Source organism: Mesorhizobium sp. CAU 1741, assembly GCF_039839275.1.
Taxonomy (GTDB): Bacteria; Pseudomonadota; Alphaproteobacteria; order Rhizobiales; family Rhizobiaceae; genus Aerobium.
Genome location: NZ_JBDOQP010000001.1, coordinates 1,165,050 through 1,185,380, shown reverse-complemented (window position 1 = coordinate 1,185,380; position 20,331 = coordinate 1,165,050). Strand labels below are relative to the sequence as shown.

The window sequence follows — 20,331 nt, the reverse complement described above, 5'->3', positions numbered from 1 at the left end:
CTGCTGCTCAGTCGTCCAGCATTTCCTTCACCGTCGTCGCAAGCTGCTTCAGCGTAAACGGCTTCGGGAGGAACCCGAACTTTGCCTCTTCCGGCAAGTTGCGTGCGAAGGCGTCCTCGGCATAGCCGGAGACGAACACGAACTTGATGTCGGGCTGGCGCTTGATCAACTCGCCGAGCAGCGTCGGACCGTCCATTTCCGGCATGACGACGTCCGACACCACGAGATCGACCTTGCCGCCGAGTTCCTCGTATATTTCCAGCGCCTCCACACCGGACGACGCCTCGTGAACCGTATAGCCGCGCGAGGAAAGCGCGCGCACGCCGCCCATCCGCACCGCGTCCTCGTCCTCGACGAGCAGGATGGTTGCGGAACCCGATAGATCCTGTGCGGCCTGCTGCTTCGGCTCTTCGCTTACCAGTGCAGTGGCATCTCGCTCCTTGGCCTCGGCGGCCAACTGGGCCGCGTCCGCTACATGGCGCGGCAGGAAGATGCGGAAGGTCGCGCCGCTGCCGGGATCGGAAGAGCAGAAAATGAAGCCTCCGGTCTGCTTGATGATGCCGTAGACCATCGACAGGCCGAGGCCGGTGCCCTTGCCCACTTCCTTGGTCGTGAAGAACGGCTCGAAGATTTTCTCCAGCACTTCAGGCGGAATGCCGGTTCCCGAATCCTCGACCTCGACCATTGCGTAATCGGCGCGTGGCAGTTGCCGGTAGCCAAACCCGGCACATTCGGCCTCCGTAACATTGCGCGTGCGCACGGTGAGGTTTCCACCGTCGGGCATGGCATCGCGCGCATTGACCGTCAGGTTGACGATCACCTGCTCGAACTGGCCGATATCTGCCTTGACGGGCCACAGGTCTCGACCGTGGTCGATCGTCAGCTTGATCTCGTTGCCGGCCAGCCGCGACAGCAGCATGCGCAGGTCGGCCAAAACGTCGGTGAGGTTCAACACTTCCGGCCGCATCGTCTGCTTGCGGGAGAACGCCAGAAGCTGCCGGACGAGCGATGCCGCGCGGTTGGCGTTCTGCTTGATGTTCATGATGTCCGGGAAGGACTGGTCAGACGGACGGTGATTGGCCAGCAGGAGATCGGCGGCCATGATGATCGCTGTCAGCACGTTGTTGAAGTCGTGCGCGATGCCCCCGGCAAGCTGGCCCACTGCCTGCATCTTCTGGCTCTGCGCCATCTGCGCTTCCAGCGCCTTTTGCTCAGTGGTCTCGACCGCATAGACGATGGCCGCCTCCTCCATGCCTTCGCCGGGTGACCCGTCGACCACGGCGCTGACATAAAACCGTATGTGCCGCTCCTCGTTGCTGGGCAGTACGGTATCGATCGGTGCGATGTCGGCCTGCGACTGGCGCGCTTTGTCGAGCGCGGCTTCGAAGAACGAACGATCGCGCGGGTGGATCACCGCCTCGAGCTTGATGCGCCGGTCGAGCATGTCGCGATCGACGACGGTCGAAAACAGCGACAGGAACGGCGCGTTGGTCCGCAGGATGCGCCCTTCCCCATCGACGCCGGCGATCGCCATTGGAGTCGAGTTGAAGAACCGCGTGAACCTGACCTCGGAAGCACGCAGTTCCGCCGATGCGTCTTCTCCCTGATTGCGGTTCAGGACGATGGTGCGCGAGGGCCCGGGCGCCCCGTCGCGGCTGGCGGTGACCCTGTGCATGAAGCGTACCGGCACGACGGCGCCACCGACGGTGGACAGGTCGAGGTCGATGACCGCGTTGCGCGTTGCGCCGGGATCGGCTCTCACCGAGCGCACCAGCGCCATGCCGTCGCCGGCGACGATCTGCGACAGCGTCATCGCGCCCGGCGAAAACGACGCAAGATCGATTCCCAGCCATTCGGCCAACGTCGCATTGATATAGGTGACGCGGCCGGCGGCATCGGCGGCAAAGAAGCCCGCCGGAGCATGGTCAAGGTGATCGATGGCCTTTTGCAGATCGAGGAAGAAACGTTCCTGCTCGGCGCGCTCGGCGGAGATGTCCGCGATCTCCCATGCCGAGAGCGGCTGGCGGTATCCCGGAACCTTGAATATGCGTGCCCGTAGCCGGTACCAGTGCGCCCTCTGCTCTGAACCGGGCCTGATCGCTTGGCCGATCCGAAACTCGCCATCGCCCGACAGGCCGTCACGAAGGCCCGCGGCGAGCCGATAGACGATCGGCGAAGCCTCGGGGCTATCGGCCAGCAGGCCCTCGATGGAGCGGATGTCGGCTGCCGAAGTGGCGCCGGTCATTTGCGCATAGGCCTCGTTCGCGTAGACGATGCGGCCCTTCACGTCGGTCACCAGCAGCCCCTGCCCCATCGTGTCCACGAACGAGCGCGACATCTCGTCGGCAGTGGAGCGCGGCGCGATATGGATGAAACCGATTGCAGCGGTGAAAAGGAAGCCGGCGCCGATCATCGCCAATATGCCAAGGAGGCCGAGCAGCAGCGGATCGCCGAGACGCTCACGGAATACCGCGAAAAGCGTCGCCGAGATGACGAGGATGACGATGAAGATCAGCAGGCGGGTGATGGCACCGGGGCGCGCGCTCTGTTCCACGATCGCTGCGGGACGGGCTTCGACGCCGGTTTCTCTTGCCATATTGTTATCTGCCTGCCGTGACCGTGCGCTGACGAACCGGCATACATCATGCCCGTCGCCATCCGCAAGGGCGGCGAGGACGCCGCGCGTCGGCCCGCGCCGGACTGGCGAGCCTCGCTCAAGCCTCGTGCCACAAACCTTGCCGCAATGTGGCATGACGTACTAGTGTGCCGCGCAACAAGCTGCGCGAAGCGGCAGGTTCATGACATGCAGGGAGTGCGAGATGACGGCATGGTTGGAAAGTATCGCCGGGCCAGAATATGCCAATGCGCTCATGTGGACGATCTTCGCCCTCATCGGCCTTCTCGTCCTTCTGGTGATCATCAGGATCGTCCGCGGCCTGACATTCGGGACGTTCGTGGCAGGCGGCAAGAACCGCAAGGCGCGCCTCGCCGTTATGGATGCCACCGCGGTAGACAGCCACAGGCGGCTGGTGCTTGTGCGCCGTGACGATATCGAACACCTCATCCTTATTGGAGGCCCGACTGATGTAGTGGTCGAGCAAAACATAAGGCTTCTGCCACCGGCCCGCCGAACCGTTCCGGAAGACCACGAGGCCTCGCATGCGCCGGTACAGCCGCCCCAGTCAACTGCGCCCACGCCGATCCCCGCTCAGCCAGCCGCCGCGCCGCGTCCCGCACCCCGCCCCGTCCAGCCCGCGCCAAGGCCTCAATATGCACCGCCATTGCAGCCGGCAGCACCACAACAGCCCGCGCCACGCCCGGCGCCACAAGCGCCGCATGTTTCACCCGCACCCGCACCGCAGGTGTCGGCAAACGAGCCGCGTTTCTCATCTATCTCCGCATCGTCCGCATCCGCCCCAACATCTCCGGCACCGGTAGCCGCGGCCACCGAGCCTGCCGTGCCCGTGCGGACCTTGCGACCAGTCGCACCGGTTTCTCCGGCTGTCGTCGCACCAACGCAGTCGTTCGCGACCTCGGCGCCCCACGGCTCTGCGTCCGCACAGACGCCACCGTCGGGGGAGCCGGTCGACAGCACCCCGACCACGGCGCGGCCGAACCTGGACGAAGAACTGCTGCAGGAGCTTCAGGTCACCCTGGACATCGACGAGGAGAGAGCACCGGCCGACCGAAAGGACAGCCGCGAAAGTTCGCTGGACGAGGAAATGAGCAAGTTGCTCGGGGAATTGTCCGTCCAGAAGTCTTGAAGTGCAGGGCTTGCCCCGCGACGGAGACCAAGACGGCAATCAACGCCGAGCAACCTCTATGGCAGTGCGGCGATTCTCACAGACAAAAAAACAGCGGCTCAAGGCCGCTTCAAGTTCCTGATATGATCAGTCGTCCCGATAGACCTTCTCGCGTCGCTCGTGCCGCTCCTGTGCCTCTATCGACAATGTGGCGATCGGCCTGGCATCAAGCCGTTTGAGCGCGATCGGCTCACCCGTCTCTTCGCAATAGCCGTATGTGCCCTCGTCGATTCGCTGCAAGGCTGCATCGATCTTGGAGATGAGCTTGCGTTGCCGATCACGGGCACGCAGCTCGATTGCACGATCGGTTTCCGAAGAGGCGCGGTCAGCGAGATCTGGATGATTCGCATTCTCACGCTGGAGAATTTCGAGCGTCTCACGTGCCTCACGCAAGATGTCGGTCTTCCAGGTCATGAGCTTTCCGCGGAAGTATGCCTTCTGCCGTTCGTTCATGAACGGCTCGTCTTCGGAGGGGACGTAATCGGTTTCAACCATTCCTGACATTCGACTCAATCCCAAAGCTTCAGTCCGGCGCCTATATATTCGCCGCAAATCATGCGCACAAGCGCAATCGCATCTCGAAAATTGTGTTCCCGAAGACTTGATCAAGCGTGGTGGGCTGCCGGCTAAGTCGATGCAAGCTGCTGGGATTATTATGATTATCTTGTTCTTCCCGTACGACCTCTGGCTTTTCCGCCGACAATTGCCTCCAGAGCGTGTGGCGTTCCGGCGACGTTTCATGGCCGGTTGCACACCGCTTGGCATCCGTCTAAACCGGCCCGGTCCGTTCAGAATTGCCCATGCGGACGATCGGGAGGGTGGCTTGCGATGAACCGGCTTTTGCTACTCAGGCATGCCAAGGCCCGTTGGGCCGACCCCGGCACGCGAGACTATGACCGTGCCCTCGAGCCATCCGGAAAGGCGGATTCCGAGACCATCGCGGCGTCGATGCTGCTGGCGGGCTACGTCCCCGATCTCGTGCTGTGCTCCGGCGCACGACGCGCCAGGGAAACATGGGAAGCGGCCGCACGCCATCTGAAGGCAGCCGATGTGCGCTATCTGGACGGTCTCTACAGTTCCGATGCCGGCGGTTACCTGGAGATCATTCGCGAGGTTTCGAATGCCGGGTCCGTGCTGGTCGTTGGCCACAACCCGATGATGGAAGACCTCGCAATGGCATTGTCCCGGGACGGCCAGGCCACCGCGCTCGCAGCCGTGGCACGCGGCTTCCCGACCTGTGGCCTTGCGGTGCTGCGCTTTTCCGGCGCGCTGGACGGTATCCGCCCGGAAGATGGCTATCTCGAGGAATTTCTGGCGCCTCGAGATCTCTGAATCTTTTCATATTCGGCAGCGAACCCCTATATCCGGCGGATGCACCCGACGAGGCGAACCCATTGGCAGCACTGACGACGCTCGGCGACGAAGCCAGGATCGCCCTTGATACGTTGGCCGGTCGTGCTTCCGGTCTCGTCTCGCCTTCCCTTCGCCTGGGGGTGACAGGCCTGTCGCGCGCGGGCAAGACGGTCTTCATCACCGCGCTGGTCCACAATCTCATCCACGGCGGTCGCCTGCCGCTCTTCGAAGCACAGAAAAGCGGACGGATCGCGCGGGCATATCTGGAGCACCAGCCCGACGACACGGTACCGCGCTTCCAATACGAAGATCACGTCGCAGCGCTTGTCGATGAGCGCGTCTGGCCCGACTCCACGCGCGCGATTTCCGAGCTGCGGCTAACCATCGATTATGAATCCGCGTCCGGTTGGGGCAGGCTTTTCTCGCGCGGCAGGCTGTCGCTCGACATCGTCGACTATCCGGGTGAATGGCTGCTCGACCTTCCGCTGCTCGGCAAGGACTTCCTTGCCTTCTCGCAAGAGGCGCACGATCTGGCACAACTGCCGATCCGGGCCGACCTCGCCGCCGACTGGCTTCGACTTGCCGCTGCGACCGACCCCGATTCCGACGCCGACGAAATGGTCGCGCGCCGGCTTGCCGAAAGCTTCACGACCTATCTCAGAGCCTGCAAGGAAGATCGTCGCGCACTTTCGACGCTGCCGCCGGGACGTTTCCTGATGCCCGGCGACCTCGAAGGATCGCCCGCCCTCACGTTCGCACCGCTGCCGGGGATCGGCGAGCAACGGGCACGTCCGGGTTCACTGCGCGCGATGATGGAGCGACGCTACGAGTCCTACAAGACCCACGTCGTGAAACCCTTCTTCCGCGATCATGTCGCGCGGCTCGACCGCCAGATCGTGCTGATCGACGCCATGCAGGCACTCAATGTCGGACCCGAAGCGGTGGCCGATCTCGAACGGGCATTGACCGAAATCCTCGCCTGTTTCCGGGCCGGACGCGGCAGCCTGTTCAGCGGCCTCTTCTCACGTCGCATCGACCGTATTCTGATCGCTGCGACCAAGGCCGACCATATCCATCACGAGAGTCACGACCGCCTGCAGGCCATCGTGCGGCGCCTCGCCGACCGCGCGATCGAGCGCGCCAGCTTTTCGGGCGCCGACGTCGAGATCCTTGCGATGGCAGCGGTACGCGCGACGCGCGAAGGAACTGTGAAACAGGGCCGGGAAACGCTCCCCGTCATCATCGGCACGCCGCTTTCGGGCGAGACGATCGGCGACGAGACCTTTGACGGCACAACCGAAACAGCGATATTTCCCGGAGACTTGCCGGCAAAAGCGGATTCAGTTCTTTCAGATTTGTCGCGAGGCGCGACGTCGCCGATCCGCTTCGTGCGGTTTCGCCCCCCCAGGCTCGAACGCACCGCCGAAGGAGTGAGACTGTCGCTGCCGCATATCCGGCTCGACAGGGCGCTGAACTATCTCGTCGGGGACCATCTCGCATGACCCAGCCCAGGAAACCCGCTTCGTTCAGGATCGAACCTGAAGACCGCGAAACGCCCAAACAACCAATCGCGCCACGTCCGCCACGGGCGATGAAGGCCGAGGCCGCGATGGTGACGCCAGCGGAAATCGACGTGTTCGAAGAGCAGGACGCAGCACTCGAGACGCCGCCCCCGGCGACGCCACGCCGCCGCTCCAGGCTCGGCGCGATATTTCTCGGCGCCTTCGGGCTGCTCTTGTCGCTTGCCTTCGCGATGTGGACGGATCAACTGATCCGCGACCTGTTCTCCCGTGCCGACTGGCTCGGATGGCTGGCATCCGGCGTGGCGGCCATCGCCGCCGTCACCTTCGTCATTATTCTGGTTCGCGAAATGATCGGACTGGCAAGGTTGGGCTCGGTGGAGAAACTGCGCGCCCGCGGAGTCGCCGCGATCACGCGTGACGACAGGCGCCAGGCACGCCACGTGGTGGCTGAACTGACGACGTTCGTCTCCGCGCGCCCTGAGACTGCTGCCGGCAGACGCAATCTCAAGGAGATGGACCAGGACATCATTGACGGTGCCGATCTGGTGAGGATCGCCGAGGCGGAACTGCTCGCGCCGCTCGACGCGCAGGCCCGGACGTTGATTCTGGATGCCGCAAAGCGCGTCAGTATCGTCACCGCCGTCAGCCCGCGTGCAATCGTCGACCTCGCCTATGTGGTGTTCGAAGCAGGCAGGCTCATCCGGCGGCTTGCCGAACTTTATGGCGGCCGGCCCGGAACGCTTGGCTTCATCAGGCTGTCGCGCGATGTTCTGGCCCATCTCGCTGTCACGGGCGTGGTCGCGGCCGGCGACGAGTTCGTCCATCAGATCGTCGGCCAGGGGCTCGCCGCGCGGCTTTCCGCCAAGCTCGGCGAAGGCGTGGTCAACGGCATGATGACGGCGCGAATCGGCGTTGCGGCGATGGAGACGGTGCGCCCTTTGCCCTTCACGGCGCTCAAGCGTCCCGGCATGGGTGACTTTCTTGCCGCACTCAGCACTTTTGTACGCCGGCAGGACACGACCGAGCCCCGAAAAAGCAATTAGGCTTGCGTCACGATGGCGCTTCGCGCATGCTTGGCGCTGTGGATATAGACGAAGCATTAACCATTCTTGCCCAAGGTCGGCTTCATCGTTTCCTGTTTCTGTAGTCGGGTGTCCCCAATGATCGCACGCGCAATTCTGTCCGCATTCCTGCCGCTTGCGGCCGCGACGGCAATCGCCGCGACGGGCGCGACGGAAGCTGCCGCGTCCGAAAAGGACAAGCGCTTCTTCAGCAAGGTCCAGGGCGAATGGTCCGGCCCTGGCGAGATTGTCGCCGGCAAGTACAAGGGCACGCGGTTCGTGTGCAATTTCACCGGCGCAACGCCGAACGGCAAGGTCGGCATGTCGCTCGACGGCGGTTGCCGCGTCGGCCTGTTCACCCAGAAGATGTCGGCCAGTGTCGAGCATCAGGGCCGCAAGGGCTATCGTGGCTCGTTCATGGACGGCGCCATCGGTGAAGGTCTCGACGTCGTGGGCGGCAATGTCAGCGACGAAAAGGTTGTTCTGACTCTCCACCGCAATGAACTCAACGGCGCGATGCTCGCCCGGCTGCCTGACGACGACACGATGCACGTCACCGTTTCGGTCAAGGTCGACGACCAGATGGTCCCGGTGATCGGCATGAATCTGAAGCGTGTTGACGCACGGACCGTCGGCTCCATCGGCGACTGATAGACAACACAGCCAAATCCGAGCATTCTGCGCCTGGCAGCAGGCGTTTGAAAGTGTTGTGGCGCTCTTGCACACGATGCAGAAGGCATTCCCTCGTCAGGGACATTCCTGCTTTCGCCAGGCGAGACCGTAAGGCTCTCGCTTCATTGATTTCGACAGGCAGGAGAATTCACCATGGCGGGTGAAGCAGCGCATGGCGTGGACCTGATACCGGTTGTTTCGCTGCTCGCGGCAGGCGTCGCCGCGGTGCCGCTGTTCAAGCGATTCGGACTGGATTCGGTGCTCGGATACCTCGCCGCCGGCCTCGTGATCGGCCCGTTCGGCCTTGGCCTGTTCTCGGATCCGCAGACGATCATCCATGTCGCAGAGCTCGGCGTCGTCATGTTCCTCTTCGTGATCGGGCTGGAGATGCAGCCATCCAGGCTTTGGAGCCTGCGTGGCGAGATCCTCGGATTGGGCGTGTTGCAGGTTGCCGTATGCGGCGCTCTCCTCACCGGCATCGGCATCATCGTCGGATATTCGGCGCCCGTGGCCTTCGTCTTCGGCATGGGTTTCGTGCTGACCTCGACGGCGATCGTATTCCAGTTGCTCAGCGAGCGCGGCGAGATGTCGACGCCCAAGGGCCAGCGCATCGTCTCCGTCCTGCTGCTGGAAGACATGGCCATCGTGCCATTGCTTGCCTTCGTGGCGTTCATCGCGCCGTCGGCCGGCGCCGACACGGAGACGTCTCGTTGGCTTTCTCTTGCCATCGCACTCGGCGCGGTTCTCGGGCTGGTTCTCGTCGGGCGGTTCCTGCTCAATCCCCTGTTCCGCCTGCTCGCTCAGGCCGGCGCACGCGAAGTGATGACGGCGGCAGCCCTGCTGGTGGTGCTCGGTTCGGCGCTCGCGATGCAACTGGGCGGCCTGTCGATGGCGATGGGCGCATTCCTTGCAGGCGTGCTGCTCTCCGAGTCGACATTCCGGCATCAGTTGGAAGCCGACGTCGAGCCTTTCCGCGGCATCCTCCTCGGACTGTTCTTTCTCGGCGTCGGGATGGCGCTGGATCTGACGGTGATCGGCCAGAACCTCGGCCTCATCGCCATTGCCGTCGTGACCTTCATGGTGGTCAAGGCGTTGGGCATCTACGTCGTTGCAAGGCTGCTGAAGACCAGTCACGAAGAGGCGTTGGAGCGCGCCGTCCTGATGGCCCAGGGCGGCGAGTTCGCCTTCGTTCTTTATTCGACGGCGGCCAATGTCGGGCTGATCGACAATTCGGTGAATGCCATCTTCACGTCCACCGTCATCATATCGATGGTGCTCACCCCCTTCGCAATGATGGCCTTGCGGCGCTTCGGCCCCCGCCCCCGGCAGTCCATGGATGGCGTCGAAGCCCCCCAGGATCTTCGCGGAAGCGTATTGTTGATCGGCTTTGGCCGATTCGGTCAGATCGCGAGCCAGCCGCTGTTGCTGCGCGGCGAGGAGGTATCGATCATCGACGACGACGTCGAGATGATCCAGGCGGCAGCGGATTTCGGCTTCAAGGTCTATTACGGCGACGGCACCCGTCTCGACATACTGCACGCGGCCGGCGCCGAGCATGCCCGCGCGATCCTCGTCTGTGTCGACAAGCCTGAAGCCGCACTCAAGATAGTCGAGCATGTGAAGGCGGAGTTCCCGCTCACGCCGGTTCTTGCACGCGCATTCGATCGCGGGGCGGCCATCGAGCTGATCAATGCGGGCGTCGACTACCAGATTCGCGAGACGCTGCACTCCGCGCTCGAATTCGGCCAGACGACACTCGAGAAGCTCGGCGTCGCCGAATCGGAGATCGAGGAACTGATGGAGGAGATCCGCCAGCGCGATCAACAGCGTCTGGAAATACAGGTGGCCGGCGGCATCTATTCCGGCAATCAACTGCTCAAGGGCAACCAGCCGACACCAACGCCGCTCGCCAAACCGCGCAAGGAAGGCACAGCCGGAAACGAGGAAGCCGCGGCTGCCATCCGCTCGGGCGCGGCCAAGGCCGAGGGCGTCTAACGGTCGTCGACGGCGGTGCGCCACCAATCGCGGCCGCCCGGCAGACGCACGATCCCCTCGCCCCCGACACGCGACAGGCAAGCTTCGACCGCTGAACCGTTCAGATCGAGCCCCGGCGCGATCTCCGCCAGCGGTGCGAGGACGAACGCGCGCTCGCGCATGCGCGGATGAGGCACCTGCAGGCCTTCTTCATCGATGGTCTCGGTGCCGAACAGCAAAATGTCCATGTCGATGACTCTGGGGCCCCATCGCTCCGCCCGAACGCGCTTCAACGCTCTCTCGGTCTCCAGGCAAAGCTCCAGAAGCTCGCGGGCCGAAAGGTCCGTGTCGATGGCTGCGACCGCATTGAGAAAGTCCGGCTGATCGCTCACGCCCCAGGGCGGCGTGCGGTAAAGGGACGACGATTCCGCCACCCGGACTTGGTTCGCTGCGTCAAGCGCGCGCAGGCTCGCAGCCATCGCCCGCGCCGGATCGCCGATATTGCCTCCCAGCCCGAGATAGGCGCGAACCGTATTGGCACCGCCGATCATTGCCCGGGCCAGACGATCGTCACCTCGACATGATCGAGCACTCCGGGTACCGGTGCGTTGGGCTTGCGCACGGTGATCTCGGCGCGTTTGATCTGGGGGAACCTGCCGCACAGCGCCTTGGCAACGTCAAGCGCCAGCGCCTCGATCAGAAAGCGGCGCCTCTTCCCGGTCACGATCCGCTCGATCTCGGTGAACGCAACCCCGTAATCAACCGTTGCCTCGATCGAGTCATCCTCGAGCGCAGCGACCGCCTCGACTTCGAGCTGTGCATCGACATAGAACCGCTGTCCGAGCGTTTCCTCTTCGGCATGCAGACCATGACGCGCGAAAAACGCGCAATTCTTCATTCTGATTGTATACGTCATGTCCCATTTTCCTGCTGTGGCTGGTACGCTCGGCCCGTACCGGCACCGAGGCCCCGCGAGACCATAGCATCCGCGAAGCGCAGGGCGTCCACGTTGATTGCGACATCGTGCACCCTGAATATGGCGGCGCCCTGCAAGCGCAGGATGACACTTGTCGCCGCCGTCCCCGACCCGCGCTGTTCAGGTTGTCTGCCTGTCACGGAACCGATGAATCGCTTTCTCGACGTTCCGACCAGCAGGGGACGGCCAAGATCATGGAGCGCGGTAAATCGCGCCATGATATCCAGGTTGATTTCCGTCGTCTCCTTGGCAAAGCCAAATCCCGGATCGAGCACGATCTGCGGCAATAGGACGCCAGCGTCGCGCGCTATCTCGAGGGAGCGCCGGAGGAAGATCATCTGGTCGGCGATCGGGTCTTCGAGCCGCTCGCGGTCGCGGCCCGTGTGCATGACGACGAGGCCCGCACCTGTCTCTGCGGCGACCCGGGCGATGCCCGGCTCGCGTTGGAGGCCCCAGACGTCATTGACGATGTGCGCGCCGGCGGCGACCGCAAGCCGGGCGGTTTCTTCCCTGTAGGTGTCCACGGACACAACCACATCACCGCGAGCGCCGAGCACCTCGATCAGCGGCATGACGCGTGCCTGTTCTTCCGCGGCTGTGACCGCTGCGGCCCCCGGACGCGTTGATTCGCCGCCGACGTCGATAATCGCCGCGCCGTCGCGGATCATCGCTTCCGCCTGGGCGATGGCAGCATCTACCCGATTGAACTTTCCGCCGTCGGAAAAGCTGTCAGGCGTGACGTTGAGAACGCCCATGACGACGGCTTCCTGACCAAGCAAGAGAGAGCGGCCATGCGCCAGAGGCCATGTGACGGGGGCGAACATCAAGCTGGCTCCATTGTATACATTCCTGCTTTTGCTGCCTGGCCGACATAAAATCAACGCCCTTTCGCCGTGGCGCCTTCTGGCAATGACATCGGTCGGGCAGATGTGACATGATCACCGCTCGGCATAGATTGCGTGCATGGGAGATCATCGACGTTGGGAGCCATCATGAAGTCGCTCGTGCTTGCCGCCGGCTTGATGGCGTCCTTCCTCTTGCCCGCTCACGCGGCGAGCATCTCGAAGACCTACAGCTATTTCCAGATCGGCGGCACGACGCTTGAGGAGATCGAGGGCGAATTGCAGCGGCGCGGCCCGCATGTCGAGAGCACCGGCGCCCGCCACCCAGGTGCCACCCGCATGGAATTCTCCACCCGGATCACCTACCACGAGCGCGGTGGCCTGTGCAGCGTCGCAAAGGCCCGGGTGACGGTAAAGGCGGAGATGATCCTGCCCCGCTGGAACAGGCGCCGCAGCGCCGATGGCGATACAAGGTTCGTATGGGACGCGCTGTCGAGCGACATCCGTCGCCACGAGGAAAGTCACATCACCATTGCGAAAAACCATGCCCGCGAACTCGAGGACGCGCTGACCGACATCTTCAACTATCGCGGCTGCGACGCCGCGCAGCAAAAGGCCGAAGCCACGCGCGCATCAATTCTCGCCAAGCACGATCGCGCGCAGCTCGAATTCGACCGCATCGAGAATGTGAATTTCGAGAAGAGACTGCTCCGCTTGATGCGCTACCGGCTGGAACAGCAGGAATCGGGACGCTGACGCGCTACCCCTGGCGCTCGGGAATACGCACGACGAGGCCATCGAGTTCGTCGCGAACCCTGATCTGGCACGAGAGCCGAGACGTCGGCTGCACGTCGTAGGCGAAGTCGAGCATATCCTCTTCCATCGCCTCTGGACCGCCGACCGCCTCCGCCCATGCTTCGTCCACGTAGACGTGACAGGTTGCGCACGCGCATGCGCCGCCACATTCGGCCTCGATGCCCGGCACCGAGTTTCGAATCGCATTCTCCATCACGGTGGAGCCGTTTTCCGCATCAACATCGAACTGCGTGCCGTCGAAGGCGATATAGGTAATCTTGGTCATTCGGGATTGCCTCGGGAAACCTGGGGAGCGCATCAGCGCGTCTTTTGCCGCGACAGATACAATCTCGCAATGACAAGTCAACCGAACCGAGGCACGAGGGTTCAGCGATTGATGGCGGCGATGAAGTCGCGTGCCTCATCGATGAGCGTGCCGAGACGGTCGAACAGCTCGGTGCGGGCGGGAGCGTCTTCTATCCCGGCAGCGCATTCAGCGATCGAAAAGGCGCCGACGCCGGCAGCCGATCCCTTGAGCGTGTGGGCAAGCCGCTTCCGCTCGTCTTGCCCGGCACTGAGCAGGCGCTCACGCGCGATGGCCAGTTGCTGGACGAACATCGACAGCACCTCCTGCTCGAGCGCACGGTCGCCCATGGTCTGGCGGGCAAGATGAACAAGGTCGATCGGACGGCCCTTGGAGGGCACGCAAGCCTCGCCTCCCGGACGCGCGAACGCGATGGCCTCTCTCGCTTGCGGAACCATAATGGCACCCTCTTTCGACATCTTGAACCGAGTCGTTACCGTGCCGCGACAAGGTGCAGAACCGGTTAACGCCGGGGCGCCGACCGGCAGTTTTCGAACGCGTCAGACCAGCCGAGAAATCCGTGCAGGCACAGGCTGTTAACCTTATGTTTAAAGTTTTACACATGGACCCAAATCGCGGTTTCCTTTGCCGCGCTGTCCCAGTACGATACGCAATGGCCCCAACAGGCCCAAAGCGCGGACACGAGGCGTCGAAAAGGCGGTCCGCCAAATAAATGTACAGGGTATGAGCGGCATGGCGCGTAAAGCAACGACAACGAGCAACCTCGACAGCAATGTGGCCAAGGAGCTGGAGGACGCGCTCGACATCGATCTCTTCGTCGATGACGAGGATGGCGGCCTTGACGTGGCTGGTTCGATCGCTGATTTCGAAGCTCAGATCTCCAAGGCGGCCGAGGATCTTGCGCGCGACAGCCGCGCGCAGGCGGTTACGGCTGGCACTGCTTCCCCTAGCAAGCCGCAATTGAAGGCGGAACCAGCAATGGCGTCGAAGCCTACCCCCGCAAAACCCGCCCCTGCGTCCAGGCCCACGGAAACCAAGGGCATTTCGGACTTGCGGCCCGTCGAAGCGCCACCGGCTGCAGCACCATCAGCTTTCGCGCATGCCAATGACGACCGGCAGAAGGACTATCGTGCCCTTCAGCAGCAGCTCCGTCGCTCCAGCCCGAGCACGATCTACTGGATGGTAAGCCTGCTCTCGCTTGCGTGGGTCGCGGGCGGACTGGTCATGGGCCATGTCCTTTTCGCGCCGGCCATCTGGCAGGTGCGCTCCATCGAACAGCTCCTGGCAAACCCTGCCCTGATCGGCATCTTCGTTGCGGTTATCGTCCCAATCATCCTGTTCTGGGGTTTTGCCGTCATGGTGCGCCGCGCTCAGGAGATGCGATACGCGGCCCAGTCGATGACCGAAGTCGCCTTCAGGCTCGCCGAACCGGAGCATCTGGCGACCGACCGCGTCATGATGGTCGGCCAGGCCGTCCGCCGTGAGGTGCAAGCGATGGGCGAAGGCATCGAACGTACGCTCGCGCGCGCCGTTGAGCTCGAAACTCTCGTCCACACAGAAGTCAACGAGCTGGAACGCGCCTACAGCGACAATGAAAGCCGCATCCGCACCCTGATCGACGGATTGGGAAGCGAGCGCGACGCCGTGGTCACCCATGCAGAGCGCGTGCGGTCGTCAATTTCCGGCGCCCACGAGACACTCAAGGAAGAGCTGGATTCGGCGAGCGACATCATCCGCCAGAACATCCTCGGCGTGTCGACGCGGCTCAGCAACACGATTTCGGATTCCGGCGCCCAACTCGTCGACCGCATCAACGAGAGCGGCACGTCGATGCATGACGCAATCGACCAGCGCCTGGATGCGATCGGCGATCGCATCACCACGTCCGGCGAGGCTTTCGCGAGCCTGCTGGACACCCGCATCGCCAAGCTCACGCAGAGCACCGACGACGTGACCCGCTCGCTTTCCCAGATGCTCGACGAGCGCACCAGCGGCATGGTCTCTTTGCTCGGCGGCGCGACGACGACCCTCAACAACGAGCTCGATTCCCGGCTGGTCGGCATCGAGACGACGCTGCGCGAGCGTGGCCAGGCACTGATCCATGAATTCCAGACCCGTGCCGAAGCGCTCGACACTGGGACGCAGAAGCTGAATGCGGCCCTTGAGGCACGCGCGAAGCAGATCAACGAGACGCTTGTCGAGCGTTCGCGTGAGATCGCGCAGACCTTCACCGAGGGCAAGCAGAGCATGAGCGGCCTGATCGAGGAAGGCAAGGCACGGATCGGTTCGGAAATGGCCGAACTGGTCATGTCGACCTCGACGATGCTGGAGGCGCGCGCCACCGACTTCACCTCTCGCCTTGCCGGCGGCCGCGATCTGATCGCGGAGGCCCTCGAATCCGATCTCCGCCAGATCGCCGAAGAGCGCCAGAGCATCGACACCGCAATGGCGAGCCACGTGCAGCGTCTCTCCCAGAACCGCGAACTGATGACGCGGGCACTCGACGAGGACCTCCACAAGCTCAACGAAGCCCGCGCCAACGTCGACGCGGCGGTCACCGGCCATGTCGAGAAGTTCGCCGAAGGCCGCGAGCAGATCGCCGCCATGCTGGACCGCGACATCAATCGCATTCGTAGCGCGCGCGACGAACTCGACACGTCGGTGGCCCAGCACCTCACCACGATCGAGGCCCGCCAGAAGGACCTAACGACGGCGATTTCAGTCGACGTCGCCAAGGTGGAGGAAGCATTCGACCGTCAGACCAACGTCATCGGAGAACGGACCCTCGATCTTCAGGCCGCGCTCAATCGCAGCGTCGAACAGATGAAGGGTGCGCTGGGTACCGAGATCATTCGCATCGACGAGGCACTGGCAAACCAGTCGGGCCTGGTCGAAGACCGCGCCCGGGCGATCGAAGCGGCGTTGTCCAGCGGTACGGAACGGCTTCGCGGCATCCTCGATGCCGACATCGACCGGCTCGGCGAGGCGTTCAACCACCAGCAGGGCGTTATCGAAGCCCGCACGCGCACGATGGAAAGCGCGCTTTATGCCGGCGCCGACAATATCCGCAACGCTCTTGGCGATGATCTTATCAAGATCGAGGATGCTTTCACGCGTCAAAGCGGCGTCATCGAGGCGCGCACCCGCGCGCTTCAGGACAGCCTGCACAGCGGTGCGGAGAGCATCGAAGCCGTGATCGGCAGCGACATCGCGCGGATCCAGAATGCCATCAAGCATCAGGCAGGCATGATCGAAGAAAGCCGCATGGCCCTCGAAGGCACGCTGCACAGCGGCGCCGACAGCGTGCGCGCGGCAATCGATACCGACATCGGTCGTGTCGAAACCGCCTTCGCGCAGCATGCCGGTCTCATAGAAGATCGACGGATGGCGCTTGAGGGAACGCTGCATAGCGGCGCCGATAGCGTTCGCGCGGCAATCGATGCCGATATCGGGCGTGTCGAGAATGCCTTCGCGCAGCAGGCTGGCCTCATCGAAGAGCGCCGGAAAGCGCTGGAAGGCACGCTCTATAGCGGTGCCGAGAGCGTGCGCGCCGCAATCGACGCCGATATCGGGCGCGTCGAGACTGCCTTCATGCAGCAGGGCGATCTCATCGAACAGCGCAGGAAGGCGCTCGAGGGAACGCTCTACAGCGGTGCCGAAAGCGTGCGTGCGGCGATCGACGCCGACATCGGGCGCGTCGAGAGCGCCTTCGCGCAGCAGGGCGATCTCATCGAACAGCGCCGGCAGGCGCTTGAGGGAACGTTGCATAGCGGCGCCAACAGCGTGCGCGCGGCGATCGACGCCGACATCGGACGTGTCGAGAACGCCTTCGCGCAGCAGGCCGGCCTGGTTGAGGACAGAACCGGTGCATTGCGGCAGACGCTGCAGGACGAAGCCGAGCGCATTCGCGCCGCGGTGGGCGAAGACATCGGCCGCATCGAGAATGTCTTCCAGCGCCAAACGGGCGCCATCGACGAGCGCACGAAGTCGCTCCAGGCAGCGCTCGTGTCCGGCGCCGAAGACGTGCGCAACGCCATCACCGACGATATCGGCAGGGTCGAGCATGCGTTCGCCCAACAGGCAGGCTCGATCGAGGTGCGCACCAGCGCCCTCGCCGACACCTTGCAGGCCGGCGCCGAGTCGATCCGCAATGCCATCACCGACGACATCGGTCGGATCGATCATGCCTTCGCCCAGCAGGCGGGCACGATCGAGATGCGTACCAGCGCGCTGGCCGACACGTTGCATGCCGGAGCCGAGACGATCCGCAACGCGCTCGGCGACGATCTCGGCAGGATCGAGACCACCTTTGCACAGCAGAGCGGGGTCATTGAGGAGCGTACGCGCACCATGGAGAACGCGCTGCGCATCGGCATCGACAACGTCCGTGGTGCGCTCGAAGGAAGCGCCAGCGTCCTTGCCGGCTCGCTGCGCGACAAGGTGCTGGAAGTCACGTCCGCATTGAGCGACGAGGCGGCCAAGGCCACCGAACAGGCCGATACGGCGATCGCAAATCGCGTCGATTCGATGTCGCGGTCGCTGGGCGATCGCCTCGGCGAATTTTCGGCCGTCTTCGAAGCTGTGGAGCGCAGGCTGGCGGAACGCACCCTCGCCACCGGCGAGGATCTGCGCGGCCACGCAGACCAGGCAGCCGGCGTTTTCGCCGCGCGCGCCGCCGAGATCAAGCAGCTTTTCGAGGACGCCGACCGGCATCTGGCCGATCGCGTCTCTGCCTCGGGCGCGGAACTCGACGGCCATGCCCAGGCGGTCGCTGCATCGCTTGCCGCGCGCGCCGCGGAGATAAAGCAGGCATTCGACGACGTCGACCGGACCCTGGCCGATCGTGTGGCTGCCTCCGGCGCTGAACTGGGCGGCCACGCCGAAACGATCGCCTCGGCGCTCGCAGCGCGGGCAAGCCAGATCAAGGGTGTGTTCGACGACGCCGGGCGCCGGCTCGACGACCGTGTCGAACTCGCAGCTCAGGCGCTCGACAAGCGCACCGACGCACTTGCCAGCACCTTCGCGCAGGCCGACGAGACCATCCTGTCGCGCACCCAGGCCACCGCCGCCGAACTCGAGAGCCGGACCGCGAAGATATCGAATGCGCTCACGGCGGCAGACCAGCGGCTTGCAGAGGGCGCGGACATCCTCGCCGCCCGTATCGATGGCAACGTCGCCAGCGTCGAGCAGCGTCTCAAGGCAGGCCTGTCGGAGGTCGGGGAGCGACTTCACGATCATGTCGGGCAGGCCGAGGCGGAACTCCTCGCCCGTGCCAATACGATCACCGACAGCTTCGCGGCGTTCAGCCGCCAGATCGACGCCAGCTCCAACGAAGCCGCAGCGACCCTTGACGACAAGACCCGCGAACTGAACGCGCTTTTGGCGGCACGTTCGTCCGAGCTGTCGCGGATCATCGATGAACGCGCCGAGCCGCTCGCCCAGCGCCTGGTCGATAGCGGCAGTGAACTGCAGCGCAGCCTCGAAGACGCCACGGAGAAGGCCACCCAGCGGCTGCGCCAGCAGAACGCGGCGCTGGTCAATGCGCTTGCCACGCGCACGGCAGAGACGCTTACCGCCGTGGACGCCGCCAGCAACGACCTCTCCGAGAAGGTCAACGTCCTCATCGACAGGCTGACGACATCCAACGATCGCCTCGGCGAACTCGTCCATGTCGCTGCCGGCAATCTCGTGGAACTCGACGACAAGATCGTCAACAGCACCGAGCGCTTCGCCACCAGCACCGAAAAGGCGGCGCAGTCCTTTGCAAGCTCGGCGCGCCTCATCGATGCCAATGCCGGTCGTCTCACCGATCTGTCGACAACGACCCTCAGGGACATTTCCGGCATTGCAATGCGCTTCGACGAGCACGCAAAAGTGCTGTCGTCGGCCTCCGACCTGCTGGGCTCGGCGCAGAACGATCTGGCCTCCACCCTCGACGGGCGTCAGGCAGCGCTGGAGAACCTCGCCGTCGGCCTGGTCAAGAAGTCCGAGGACATCGAAAGCGTCATGCGCTCCTTCGAGGACCTCGTCGGTCGCGCGCTTGAAAAGGCCGAGACCCGTACCCGCAGCTCGACGGAACAGATCCGATCCTCCATCGCCGAAGTCGTCGATAGCGCCACGAAGCGGTTCGCCGAAGCAACGGACGAGATCAGGCGCACTGCCGGCACCATCCGCAGCGAGCTGGAAAGCACGCGCGCCGAGGTCAAGAAGGGCGTCATGGAACTGCCCGAGGAGACGAAGCAGTCCACCTCGGCGATGCGCCGCGCGGTCAGCGAGCAGATCAACGCGCTGAAGGAGCTTGCCGACATCGTCGCCAAGTCGGGACGTGCCTTCGACGCGTCTGAGCCGAAGCCCGGACGTCCGTCATCGCCGCAGGTCGCGGCGCCGACTTTGGCGCCGCCGCGCGCGCCTGCTCCGTCGCCAGCGCCCGCTCCCTCACTGTCGGCTGTCGCCGAAGCCCCACTGCGCGGCAGCGTGACGGCACCGCCCATGCCGGCGCCCGAGCCGGAGACGCAAGGTGCGTCGAGCGGCTGGGTGAAGGACCTCCTGCGCGGTGCCTCGCGTGACGAAGCCGCCCCCGCGCCTGCCCCACGCGCAGCACAGACCAGCGAACGCTCACCACTACATCTGGTGGAATCGCTCAACTCCCTGTCGGTCGACATCGCGCGCGCTATCGATCACGAGGCGTCGATCGAACTTTGGGACCGCTATCGTCGCGGCGAGCGCAACGTCTTCACGCGCAGGCTTTACACGCTCAAGGGCCAGCAGACGTTTGAAGAGATCCGCCGCAAGTATCAGTCCGACAGCGAGTTCCGCGCTGCCGTCGACCGCTACTGCCGCGATTTCGAAAAGCTGCTGCAGGATGTCGGTCGCAACGACCGCGACAACATCATGACACAGACCTACCTCACCTCGGACACGGGCAAGGTCTACACCATGCTTGCGCACGCCAGCGGCAGGCTGAAATAGATCGGCCCATTCGCCGAAGCGACATGAAAAAGGCGGGC

Annotated in this window: 15 protein-coding genes; 8 read left to right on the top strand and 7 right to left on the bottom strand. The window is 63.9% G+C overall.

All coding sequences use genetic code 11. The annotated features are described in order from the left end of the window. Positions 1–7: 7 nt before the first annotated feature. A complete protein-coding gene (locus AAFN84_RS05640) occupies positions 8–2,596 on the bottom strand; it encodes an ATP-binding protein (protein ID WP_347513513.1) in 2,589 nt (862 codons plus the stop codon). A gap of 223 nt (positions 2,597–2,819) precedes the next feature. Here AAFN84_RS05640 and AAFN84_RS05635 point away from each other — a divergent pair, with 223 nt between their 5' ends. After that, positions 2,820–3,764, top strand: a complete 945-nt coding sequence (locus AAFN84_RS05635; protein ID WP_347513512.1) for a flagellar biosynthetic protein FliO — start codon at positions 2,820–2,822, stop codon at positions 3,762–3,764. A 126-nt stretch (positions 3,765–3,890) separates the two neighbouring features. On the opposite strand, the gene dksA is transcribed toward AAFN84_RS05635, so the two are convergent. Further along, the gene (dksA, locus tag AAFN84_RS05630; RefSeq protein WP_347513511.1) at positions 3,891–4,307 is read right to left on the bottom strand and encodes an RNA polymerase-binding protein DksA; all 417 of its coding nucleotides are present in this window, start codon (positions 4,305–4,307) and stop codon (positions 3,891–3,893) included. 324 nt (positions 4,308–4,631) lie between these two features. Here dksA and AAFN84_RS05625 point away from each other — a divergent pair, with 324 nt between their 5' ends. The 5 genes from AAFN84_RS05625 (at position 4,632) to AAFN84_RS05605 (ending at position 10,407) form a co-directional block, all read left to right on the top strand. Further along, complete coding sequence (locus tag AAFN84_RS05625) at positions 4,632–5,135, top strand: histidine phosphatase family protein (RefSeq protein WP_347513510.1); 504 nt, start codon at positions 4,632–4,634, stop codon at positions 5,133–5,135. Between the two features lie 62 nt (positions 5,136–5,197). Continuing rightward, positions 5,198–6,658, top strand: a complete 1,461-nt coding sequence (locus AAFN84_RS05620) for a YcjX family protein (RefSeq protein ID WP_347513509.1) — start codon at positions 5,198–5,200, stop codon at positions 6,656–6,658. After that, a complete protein-coding gene (locus tag AAFN84_RS05615) occupies positions 6,655–7,722 on the top strand; it encodes a TIGR01620 family protein (protein WP_347513508.1) in 1,068 nt (355 codons plus the stop codon). Before AAFN84_RS05620 ends, AAFN84_RS05615 begins: the two co-directional genes overlap by 4 nt. A 120-nt stretch (positions 7,723–7,842) precedes the next feature. Next, positions 7,843–8,391, top strand: a complete 549-nt coding sequence (locus AAFN84_RS05610) for a hypothetical protein (protein WP_347513805.1) — start codon at positions 7,843–7,845, stop codon at positions 8,389–8,391. A 174-nt stretch (positions 8,392–8,565) separates the two neighbouring features. After that, positions 8,566–10,407, top strand: coding sequence for a monovalent cation:proton antiporter-2 (CPA2) family protein (locus AAFN84_RS05605; RefSeq protein WP_347513507.1), 1,842 nt, complete (start codon positions 8,566–8,568; stop codon positions 10,405–10,407). Here the strand turns inward: AAFN84_RS05605 and folK are convergent. From folK to folP, 3 genes are read right to left on the bottom strand one after another with little or no spacing between them, the layout of a single operon-like run. Further along, positions 10,404–10,937: a 2-amino-4-hydroxy-6-hydroxymethyldihydropteridine diphosphokinase gene (gene folK / locus AAFN84_RS05600; RefSeq protein ID WP_347513506.1), complete on the bottom strand. Its 534-nt coding sequence runs from the start codon at positions 10,935–10,937 to the stop codon at positions 10,404–10,406. The two genes, AAFN84_RS05605 and folK, sit on opposite strands and share 4 nt — an antisense overlap. Further along, on the bottom strand, positions 10,934–11,302 hold the full coding sequence (folB, locus tag AAFN84_RS05595; protein ID WP_347513505.1) for a dihydroneopterin aldolase: 369 nt from the start codon (positions 11,300–11,302) through the stop codon (positions 10,934–10,936). The genes folK and folB overlap by 4 nt, the downstream gene beginning before the upstream one ends. Continuing rightward, entirely contained in the window at positions 11,299–12,186 is an 888-nt protein-coding gene (folP, locus tag AAFN84_RS05590) for a dihydropteroate synthase (RefSeq protein WP_347513504.1), read from the bottom strand. The genes folB and folP overlap by 4 nt, the downstream gene beginning before the upstream one ends. Before the next feature lie 168 nt (positions 12,187–12,354). Here folP and AAFN84_RS05585 point away from each other — a divergent pair, with 168 nt between their 5' ends. Next, entirely contained in the window at positions 12,355–12,960 is a 606-nt protein-coding gene (locus AAFN84_RS05585; protein ID WP_347513503.1) for a DUF922 domain-containing protein, read from the top strand. Between the two features lie 4 nt (positions 12,961–12,964). Here AAFN84_RS05585 and AAFN84_RS05580 read toward each other — a convergent pair whose 3' ends face one another. Together AAFN84_RS05580 and AAFN84_RS05575 are read right to left on the bottom strand one after the other, a co-directional pair. Next, complete coding sequence (locus tag AAFN84_RS05580; RefSeq protein WP_347513502.1) at positions 12,965–13,285, bottom strand: 2Fe-2S iron-sulfur cluster-binding protein; 321 nt, start codon at positions 13,283–13,285, stop codon at positions 12,965–12,967. A 101-nt stretch (positions 13,286–13,386) separates the two neighbouring features. Beyond that, positions 13,387–13,761, bottom strand: a complete 375-nt coding sequence (locus tag AAFN84_RS05575; protein WP_347513501.1) for an Hpt domain-containing protein — start codon at positions 13,759–13,761, stop codon at positions 13,387–13,389. Positions 13,762–14,056: 295 nt separating this feature from the next. On the opposite strand from AAFN84_RS05575, the gene AAFN84_RS05570 reads away from it, so the two are divergent. Continuing rightward, positions 14,057–20,293: a kinesin gene (locus AAFN84_RS05570; RefSeq protein WP_347513500.1), complete on the top strand. Its 6,237-nt coding sequence runs from the start codon at positions 14,057–14,059 to the stop codon at positions 20,291–20,293. Positions 20,294–20,331: the final 38 nt, after the last annotated feature.